Source organism: Variovorax sp. 01T439_2 (genome assembly GCF_056398445.1).
The window spans coordinates 1-9904 of record NZ_JBFTPJ010000097.1 but is presented as its reverse complement, the minus strand read 5'-3'; the positions used below and the strand labels follow the sequence as shown (position 1 = coordinate 9904).

Below are 9904 nucleotides of genomic sequence, written 5' to 3'. Positions count from 1 at the left end.
CCGAAGAAATCGCCGAGGTCGTGGCGCGCGCCACCGGCATTCCGGTCGCCAAGCTGATGCAGGGCGAACGCGACAAGCTGCTCGTGATGGAAGACAAGCTGCATGAGCGCGTGGTGGGGCAGGACGAGGCCATCGGCGCGGTCGCCAATGCGATCCGCCGCTCGCGCTCGGGCCTCTCCGATCCGAACCGCCCGACCGGCTCGTTCCTGTTCCTCGGCCCCACGGGCGTGGGCAAGACCGAGCTGTGCAAGGCGCTCGCGGGCTTCCTGTTCGACAGCGAAGACCACCTGATCCGCATCGACATGAGCGAGTTCATGGAGAAGCACTCGGTCGCCCGCCTGATCGGCGCGCCGCCGGGCTACGTGGGCTACGAGGAGGGCGGCTACCTGACCGAGGCCGTGCGCCGCAAGCCCTACAGCGTGGTGCTGCTCGACGAGGTCGAGAAGGCCCATCCCGACGTGTTCAACGTGCTGCTTCAGGTGCTCGACGATGGCCGCCTCACGGACGGCCAGGGCCGTACCGTGGACTTCAAGAACACCGTGATCGTGATGACCAGCAACATCGGCTCGCCGATCATCCAGTCGATGGTGGGCCAGCCCGCCGAGGAGATCAAGGAAGCGGTGTGGGACGAGCTCAAGAACTACTTCCGCCCCGAGTTCCTGAACCGCATCGACGAGACCGTGGTGTTCCATGCGCTCGACGCGAAGAACATCGAATCGATTGCCGCGATCCAGCTCAAGGTGCTGCAGGCGCGGCTCGCGAAGATGGACCTGGGCCTGGAGGTGTCGCCCGCGGCGCTGGCCGAGATTGCCAAGGTCGGCTTCGACCCGGTGTTCGGCGCGCGGCCGCTCAAGCGCGCGATCCAGCAGCGCATCGAGAATCCGCTCTCCAAGCTGCTGCTCGACGGCAGCTTCGGACCGAAGGACACGATCGAAGTGAATACCGACCCGATCCGCACCCCCGGCCAGTTCTCGTTCACGAAGGCCGGGGAACCATCGGAGGCCGTTGCGGCCTAAAGTCGGATGATGAACTTCATTTTTCGCGTCATTCTTCTGCTCCTGGGGCTGGTCTTTGCGGCCAGCCTGGCGGTCGCCGTCATGTTGCTGGCGGCCGTGTGGGGCGTCCGCTACGCCTGGGGGCGGATCACGGGCAAGCCCGTGGCGCCCTGGATGGCTTCGATGGGCGGGCGCTTCAACCCGCGTTCGGGCTTCGAGCGTTTTCGCAATGCGGCACGGCCGGGCGAACCGAGCGCGGCCGACACCGCCAACGCACGCGCGCGCGGCGAATCCGTGGCGCGCCCGGAACGCATTCGGGGCAGCGCCCGCGACGTGACCGACGTTTCTCCGAAATCGGTTTCGCGCGGCTGATCCGCTGCCCGGGCGGCGATATGCCGCTCGCGACAGCCGGCTGCGCGGTTCGCCGTCAAAATCGTCCTCCTGCGACCGCCGCCCCAGGCGGATATTGCTTTCATCCAGGAGAGACATTCCCATGACAACACGCGACATCTTCGTGGTCGGCACTGCCCGCACCGCCATCGGCACCTTCGGCGGCGCGCTGAAGGATGTGCCCAACACCCAACTGGCCACCACCGCCGTCAAGGCCGCCATCGCGCGTAGCGGCGTGGCGGCCGATGCCATCGGCCATGTGGTCATGGGCAACGTGATTCCCACCGACGTGAAGGACGCCTACCTGAGCCGCGTGGCCGCCATCGATGCGGGCTGCCCGATCGAGACGCCGGCCTTCAACGTCAACCGGCTCTGCGGCTCCGGCCTGCAGGCGATCGTGTCGGCGGCGCAGGCCATTGCGCTGGGCGACTGCGACATCGCCATCGGCGGCGGCTCGGAATCGATGAGCCGCGGGCCGTACTTCGACACATCCGCGCGCTACGGCGCACGCATGGGCGATGCGGTGCTGGTCGACTACATGCTGGGCATCCTGCACGACCCGTGGGAGAAGATCCACATGGGCATCACGGCCGAGAACGTGGCGGCGCGCTACGGCATCACGCGTGAGCAGATGGACGAACTGGCCGTGGCCAGCCAGCAGCGCGCGGCGGCGGCCATTGCGGCGGGCCGCTTCACGGCGCAGATCGTCCCGGTCGAGGTGAAGACGCGCAAGGGCGTCGTGCTGTTCGACACCGACGAGCATGTGCGCGCCGACACCACCGCCGAGACGCTCTCGAAGATGAAGCCCGCGTTCAAGAAGGACGGCCTCGTGACGGCCGGCAATGCCTCGGGCATCAACGATGGTGCGGCCGCCGTGGTGCTGGCCAGCGGCGAGAGCGTCAAGGCGCGGGGCCTGAGGCCGCTGGCGCGCCTGGTCGGCTATGCGCACGCCGGCGTGGAGCCCGCGTACATGGGCATCGGCCCGGTGCCGGCCACGCGCAAGGTGCTGGAGCGCACCGGGCTGAAGGTCGCCGACTTCGACGTGATCGAGTCGAACGAGGCCTTTGCGGCGCAGGCCTGCGCGGTCATCAAGGARCTGGGCTTCGAYCCSGCCAAGGTSAACCCGAACGGCTCGGGCATTTCGCTGGGCCACCCGGTGGGCGCGACCGGCGCGATCATCACCACGAAGGCGATYGCCGAGCTGCACCGCACCGGCGGGCGYTATGCGCTGGTCACGATGTGCATCGGCGGCGGRCAGGGCATYGCCGCGATCTTCGAGCGCGTCTGAGCGTCTGAGGGACACTGGCGTCGGAACTTGCTGGGTTGGCTATGCACTACGTGATCGCGCGGCGACCCTCTGGGCCATGCGCTGCATTTCGGCGGTCCGTTTGTGCATCGTCACGCGAAGCCCCGATGCAGATGTACAGGGACTTCCAGGGCGGAAAGATGGGCACGCTCGAAGGCGTCTCGCTTTGAAATTCGCGGCGGTGCCGTGATCTGCTGCACCTGCCGCAAGTGGCTTCCAACTCAGCAGTTTTTGACGCCTTGACAGTGCAGTGAAGCGTCGCCATTCTGGCGAAAACAACCTAACAGAAGCGCACATGTATGAGCATCCCTACGACTGTCGTGAAGTCATTGGTTGATCTCTCGGAAGCCATCTCCGGGCCCGAGCCGTGCAACCTGCAACTGCAGACTTCAATTCTGAGTCCTTATTCCATCACGTTACCGCCAGGGTTCGTTCTCAGCGGCAAGAGCAAGGACAGCTGCATCCTGAGCTTCAGCAACGGAGATGGCATCGGCCTCACTTCGAACAACCGGATCGAGAGCCTCACGATCCAGACGACACCGGCGGCACGCGCCATCTACACGCAGGCCGGTTTGCCCGACATGGGCAGCATTGCCCTGAACGATCTGAGCGTGACGGGCCAGGTTTCCATCATCGTGCGTGACGGCACCAAGAAATTGACGCTGGCAGTCGACAAGCTTCACATTGCGGCCTGCGACAGCCGCCGCTACAGCGAGCAGCCACAAAAGTACGGGGTGAACGTCTACCAGGGCGCGCTGACCGTCTACAACTTCAACGGGGACTCGGATTCCGTGATTCAGGCGTCGTTGACGAACATCAGTGCCGGCAGCAGGAACGCTCCCGTGATCGGTTCGGGCTTGTTCGTCTGCGGCTTCAGTGACAACGGCGGGTGGGTGGAGCTCGAGAAGCTCACCACCGGAGCGGTGTACTCCAATGGCATGCTGCCCTACGGCACCGCGGACATGATCACAGCCGGCGTCTTTATTGTGTACGGCGTGCGGGCGAAGCTGGTGGAGCACTTCGGTGAGATCGTCACCTACGGGGTGAATGACATGGTCCTCGACACGTGGGGAACCGTCGAGAACTGGCTCGTGCACGAACCCATCATCTCTTACGGCCCGAGCGGCATCGGTTTCGTGAACTTCGGCACCGTCGACAAATTCGTCGCGGACAAGAAAGTCGTGACGTATGGCTTGGGAGCCCGCGGTTTCAACCAATACGACGGAACTGTTCGTCGCATTCGCCTCGACTCCATCGAGACGTTCGGCGACGGCTCCATCGGGGTCCAGGTGAGCAAGCCAGTTGGCACCATCGTGATCGACAAAGGCATCACGACGCACGGCTCCATCGGAAACACTCTGGTGAAGGGCGTGAACATGCTGCTTCCCGCGGAGGCGATCAACGTCAAACCCGGAGGCGTTGTCGACAGGCTGGAGGTGGGTGGGGACCTGGTCACGCACGGTGCGAAGGTCACGACGTACGCTGTCGAAGGCGGCAAGGTTGTCCGCGCCGAAGTAGAACTGAGCCACCGCGCCGCTTGAATCGTGAGCCAGGGGTGGAAGCCGACGCAGCAATGGTCGACTGTGGATAAGTGTATGTCTTGCCTTGTTCTGTGACCTCCTTTCGCTTCTTGTGATCGAACTCATAAGGCGCGAAGGGCGTAGCCCGTAGCGCCTTGCTACGAGCAGTAGTCGTCAATCGGTGGCGTCGGTTGGATCGGCCTTGGCGCCTGTCTTGCGGGTCTGCTCCCTGGCCTTGATGCGCTTCTTCGCAGTGGCGCTGCTGTGCAGGAAGCGATGGCTCTCGTTGCCCGTCTCCACGATGTGGCAGTGGTGCGTGAGGCGGTCGAGCAAGGCGGTTGTCATCTTCGCGTCGCCGAACACCGTCGACCATTCGGCGAAGTCCAGGTTGGTGGTGATCACCACGCTGGTGTGCTCGTACAGCTTGGACAGCAGGTGGAACAGCAGCGCACCGCCGGCCTGGCTGAACGGCAGGTAGCCCAGTTCGTCCAGGATCACCAGATCCATTCGCAGCAGGCTCAGCGCGATACGCCCGGCCTTGCCCTGGGCCTTCTCTTGCTCCAGTGCATTGACCAGATCGACCGTCGAGTAGAACCGCACGCGCTTGCCGTGGCGCACGATGCCCGACACGCCCAGAGCCGTTGCCAGATGGGTCTTGCCTGTGCCTGGACCACCGACCAAGACCACGTTGTGCGCGGCCTCGGTGAACTCCAGCATCGCGAGCTGGTGGACCAGCTTCTGGTCGATCACCGACGCGTCGAAGTCGAAGCCGGCCAGATCCCGGTGCACGGGGAAGCGCGCCGAGTTCATCTGGTGCTGGACCGAACGCATCGAACGGTCTGTGGTCTCCGCCTGCAGCAGGTGCTCGACCAGCCAGCGCGAGGCATCCAAGCCGGACGCGGCACCTTGCTCCGCCAGATCGCACCAGGCACTGGCCATACCGTGCAGGCGCAACGCCTTGAGTTCGACTGTCACGTCACGCATGGTCCACCTCCTGTCCACGCAAGCCGTCGTAGCGGGCCGTGTTGGCCAGCGGTGGCGTGACGATCTGCAGCGCCGTCTGCGCACTCTGCGGTGCTGCCGGTGCGGTGAGCCGCCCGAGCACATTGACGACGTGCTCCACGCTGACACGGCCCGATGGCGGACCACTCTCCAGCGCCAGCTCGACCGCCACGATCACCGCATCCAGCCCCGCCGTCGGCACGATGGCCAACACCTGGGCCATCACGCGATCTCCACCGGCCTGGCGCAGCAGGCCGCGGCGCAGTTGCTGCAGCGCTTCGGGCATGTCCGCGAAGGGCGCACCGTTCCTCAATGCACCAGGCTTGCGCTGGATGAGCGGAATGTAGTGCTGCCAGTCGTAGCGGGTGCCGCCAGAGGCGCTCAGGCGCTCGTGGCGCGCCACTGCCGCGTCTTCTGCGACCACCACGACGTTGCCCGGGTACAGCCGCGTGCTGACCATCTGCCCAGCCAGCTCGCAGGGCACCGAGTAGCGATTGCGTGCCACCGACACCAGGCAGGTGCTCGACACCCGCGCTGGCTTCTCTACGTAGCCATCGAAGGGCTCAGGCATGGGCATCAGGTGGGGACGCTCGTGCTCGAGCATCTCGGCCACGCTGAACTGGCTGTGCTCGGGGTGGCGCACCTCGTTCCACAGCGCTCGGCATCGCTCGCCCAGCCAGGCGTTGAGTTCGACGAAGGAGCCGAAGCGGCGCCGGCCCGCCTCGATCCAGATGCGCCGACGGCTGTCCTGCACGTTCTTCTCCACACGCCCCTTCTCCCAGCCCGAGGCCACGTTGCAGAAGTCGGGGTCGTACAGGTAGTGCGCGCACATCACTGCGAAGCGGGCATTGACGGTGCGGCCCTTGCCCTTGTGAACCTTGTCCACTGCGGTGCGCATGTTGTCGTAGATCCCACGGCGCGCCACACCGCCCAGCGCTGCGAACGATCTTGTGTGGGCGTCGAACAGCATCTCGTGGCCTTGGCTCGGGTAGGCCACCAGCCAGAACGCACGGCTCGCACACAGCTTCAGGTGCGACACCTGCATGCGGTAGTAGATGCCGCCGACGACCAGGCCTTCTTCGCTCCAATCGAATTGGAAGGCCTCGCCGAGCTCGAAGGTCAGTGGAACGAACGCGGTGACGTTGACCGCCTGTCCCTCGCCCTGGCGCCAGGCTCGAACGAAGTCAGTGACGGCCGAGTAACCGCCGTCGTAGCCCGCCGCCTTGATCTCGGCGTGCAGCGCACGTGCTGTGCGCCGCTCATGCTTGGGCCGTCGCGCATCGGCCGTCAATGCCCGCTTCAGCGCTTCCTCAAACGGGCTGAGCTTGTTGGGGCGGGGATCGCGCCGGTACTTCGGCGCCTCCTTCACCGGCGCGCGCAGCCACTTGGAAACCGTGTTGCGCGACAGTCCCGTCCTGCGCGCTATCTCGCGCTCCGACAGCTTGTCCCTCGCGTGCAGCCGTCGGATCTTGCCAATCATGTCCATGGTGATCACTCCTCGAACCCCGCTGCTTAAATAAACAGCAGGGTAGGTTGAACACCTGGCTCACTTTTACTTCGGCACTACCTGCAAAACTGGCTCAGTTTCCGGTCGGCGCCAACAAGCCATGTCGAATCAAGCGCGTCAACTGTGCTACTACAGCCCGTTCACGAACATCGGCAACGTGCCGGCGGCGCGCCTTGCCAGCAAACTGGCCGAGCTGGCACCGGGCGACCTCAATCACGCGTTCTTCACATGCGGAGGCTCGACGGCAAACGACACCGCGTACCGGCTGATTCAGTTCTATCAGGGCAGCCGAGGAAAGCCCGAGAAGCGCCACGTCATCACGAGGATCCGTGCCTACCATGGCAGTACCTATCTCACCGCATCGCTGTCGGGAAACCCACCCGATCGAAATCGGCACCTGAGTTTCGAGACGGACGGAATCCACCAGGTCTCTCTCCCCACGCTGTATCGTCGCCCCGATGGGCTCTCCGAGTCGGAGTTCTGCGATCAGTTGGTGGCTGAACTGCGCAACAAGATCCTCGAACTCGGTCCGGAGAACGTGTCCGCCTTTTTTGCGGAGCCGATCATGGGATCGGGCGGCGTGATCGTGCCGCCCTCCGGCTATCAACGCCGGACATGGGAGCTGTGCCGGGAATTCGACATCCTCTACGTCTCCGATGAAGTCATTACCGCCTTCGGCCGGCTCGGTCACTTCTTTGCGTCCGACGAACTGTTCGGCGTCGAGCCCGACCTGATCATTTTCGCGAAGGGTGTGACCTCGGGATATCAGCCGCTCGGCGGGGTACTGTTCTCGGATCGCATGCACGATGCGCTCCTCGCGGCCGACCCGGACAGCTACTTCACCAATGGCTATACCTACTCGGGCCATCCGGTGGCCTGCGCCGCCGCGCTGGCGAACATCGAGGCGATGGAAGGGGAGGAAATTTGCGCACACGTGCGTGATGTCGGGCCCTACTTCATGCAGCGCCTTTCCGAGCTGCTGGACCTTGAGATTGTCGGTGACGTCCGTGGCAGCCATCTAATGGCGTGCGTCGAGAACGTGCGTGACCGCAAGACCAAGGAGCCATTTCCCGCGGGCGTCGACGTGGGAAGCATGGTCGCGCGCCATTGCGGCGACCTGGGCTTGATCGTTCGGCCTCTCGGCGCCCACAACGTGCTGTCACCGCCGCTGACGATCACCCGCTCGCAGGTCGACGACTTCGTGCGGATCCTGCGCGAGGGGATCGTCCGCACCCAGGACCAGCTTCGTCGCGATGGCGTGATGGCGTGATTTGAACATGACGATCTCGAACCGGGGTGCTTCACCCATTGTCCAGACGAGCGGTGTGGCGCTGTCCGATGCGATCAGATCGAAGCAGGTTTCCTGCGTCGAAGTGATGGACGCGTATCTGGATCACATCGGCATCCACAATGCGGCGGTCAACGCGATCGTAGCGCTGGCCGATCGTGATTTGCTGTTGAGGCAGTCCGCCGAGCGCGACGCGCAGCTCGCACGCGGGGAGTGGCTCGGGCCGTTGCACGGATTCCCACAGGCGATCAAAGACCTGGACGATGCGGCGGGCTTCCCGACGTCGATGGGGTCGTCGCTTTTCAAGGGCCAGGTCGCCGCGAGCGACAGTCTGTATGTCGAGCGCATGAAGCGCTCCGGCTGCGTGATCATCGGAAAGACGAACACGCCGGAATTCGGTTTGGGGTCTCAGACCTACAACTCCGTCTACGGCACGACACGGAATGCCTACGATCCGTCGATGGCTGCTGGAGGCAGCAGCGGCGGCGCGGCGGTGGCGTTGGCCCTGCGGATGCAGGCCGTAGTAGACGGCAGCGATCATGCGGGATCTCTGCGCAATCCCGCCGCATTCAACAACGTGTTCGGTCTGCGCCCCAGTTTTGGACGCGTGCCAAGTGTCACGGGCGATGTATTCAGCCCTTCACTGACCGTCATGGGACCGATGGCGCGTTCGGTTCCGGACCTCGCAATGCTGTTGTCGGTTCAGGCGGGATACGATCCGAGAGCGCCGCTCTCCCTGGATTCGGACCCGGCGCTCTTCGCGCGTCCTTTGGCTCGGGATTTTCGCGGCACGCGAGTGGCCTGGTTCGGCGACTTCGAAGGTGCAATGCCGTTCGAAGCAGGCGTGCTCGAACTGTGCGAGCGTGCGCTACAGGTCTTCGAGTCATTGGGCTGCATCGTGGAGCACGTCAGGCCTGACTGGCCGATGGAAGAAGTCTGGCAGAACTGGCTGGTGTTGCGCTCGTGGAGGATCGCCGCCTGGCTGAAAGACAGCTACGCCGACCCAATCAAGCGCAGGCAACTCAAACCCGAGGCTCTTTGGGAGATCGAACGAGGGCTGAAGCTGACGGCGACCGAAGTGACCGATGCTTCGAACGCGCGCTCCGCTTGGCATGCGCGGATGCAAAAGTTCATGCAGACTCATGAGTTCGTCTTGCTGCCGTCGGCGCAGGTGTTCCCCTTCGACGCAGCCGTTCATTGGCCGCGAGAGGTGGCCGGCGTGGCCATGGATACGTATCACCGCTGGATGGAAGTGGCCATCCCGATCACGATGTGCGGCAGTCCTTCGCTGAACGTACCTGCCGGGTTCGATCCCCATGGCCTGCCGACCGGACTTCAGATCGTCGGCCGCCTGCGCGACGAATGGGGTTGTCTGCAGCTCGCCGACGCGTATGACCAGGCAACCCGGTGGGTCGAAAGGCACCCGTCGCCCCTGCTGGGTTCGAATGCCGGGTCTGGCCCCTTAACCAATTCAGCCTTTAGCTTTTTTGCCGCTGGAACGTGACCCGAACGCTGTCTCGTTTCTCCTGAATTCATGAGTGGAGCTTATAGGGGTATGTGCGTTTTGCAACCTATTCAATGTTGCACGCGCTGCATATAGTTCACCGCCAAGGTGGCCAAGGTCCTTTACTCAAGCGACCTCGATGTTCAAGTCAGCCTGGCTCCAGATTCGCCCGATAGACCTTGCCGAACGGATGCGTAGGCCACTGCATTGAGCGTTGCCTTGACAAGCCTTGAGGGAGCGATATCGGTGCTTCAACGCCATGCGCGGGCAGCGGTCCGTGCGGCAGCTCGCGCTATCCGACTCACAAGCCGCGGGCCTGGACTGCGCGATGGATGTCGCAGACCTTCGTTATGACTCTATTGCGGAGAAATCTTTCACCATGAGCGCTCTCA

General features: G+C 64.0%; 8 protein-coding genes. 6 read left to right on the top strand and 2 right to left on the bottom strand.

Going from position 1 to position 9904, the window contains the following annotated elements; genetic code table 11:
- The 4 genes from AC1DOC_RS07110 to AC1DOC_RS07095 all read left to right on the top strand — a co-directional run.
- Nucleotides 1–1016 (top strand): AAA family ATPase (locus AC1DOC_RS07110; RefSeq protein WP_478129588.1); only part of this gene is annotated, 1016 nt, incomplete at its 5' end.
- Between the two features lie 9 nt (nt 1017–1025).
- On the top strand, nt 1026–1367 hold the full coding sequence (locus tag AC1DOC_RS07105; RefSeq protein WP_478079631.1) for a hypothetical protein: 342 nt from the start codon (nt 1026–1028) through the stop codon (nt 1365–1367).
- 121 nt (nt 1368–1488) lie between these two features.
- On the top strand, nt 1489–2673 hold the full coding sequence (locus tag AC1DOC_RS07100) for an acetyl-CoA C-acyltransferase family protein (RefSeq protein WP_478129587.1): 1185 nt from the start codon (nt 1489–1491) through the stop codon (nt 2671–2673).
- 317 nt (nt 2674–2990) lie between these two features.
- Complete coding sequence (locus tag AC1DOC_RS07095; protein WP_478079753.1) at nt 2991–4232, top strand: hypothetical protein; 1242 nt, start codon at nt 2991–2993, stop codon at nt 4230–4232.
- A 153-nt stretch (nt 4233–4385) separates the two neighbouring features.
- Here AC1DOC_RS07095 and istB read toward each other — a convergent pair whose 3' ends face one another.
- Nucleotides 4386–5195 carry an IS21-like element helper ATPase IstB gene (gene istB, locus AC1DOC_RS07090; protein WP_027730573.1) on the bottom strand — a complete coding sequence of 270 codons (810 nt, stop codon included), beginning with the start codon at nt 5193–5195 and terminating at the stop codon, nt 4386–4388.
- On the bottom strand, nt 5188–6699 hold the full coding sequence (gene istA, locus AC1DOC_RS07085) for an IS21 family transposase (protein ID WP_027730572.1): 1512 nt from the start codon (nt 6697–6699) through the stop codon (nt 5188–5190). The genes istB and istA overlap by 8 nt, the downstream gene beginning before the upstream one ends.
- 121 nt (nt 6700–6820) lie before the next feature.
- Between istA and AC1DOC_RS07080 the strand changes: the two genes are divergently transcribed.
- The gene (locus tag AC1DOC_RS07080; RefSeq protein ID WP_478083573.1) at nt 6821–7990 is read left to right on the top strand and encodes an aminotransferase class III-fold pyridoxal phosphate-dependent enzyme; all 1170 of its coding nucleotides are present in this window, start codon (nt 6821–6823) and stop codon (nt 7988–7990) included.
- A gap of 7 nt (nt 7991–7997) precedes the next feature.
- Nucleotides 7998–9512, top strand: a complete 1515-nt coding sequence (locus tag AC1DOC_RS07075; protein WP_418148141.1) for an amidase — start codon at nt 7998–8000, stop codon at nt 9510–9512.
- Nucleotides 9513–9904: the final 392 nt, after the last annotated feature.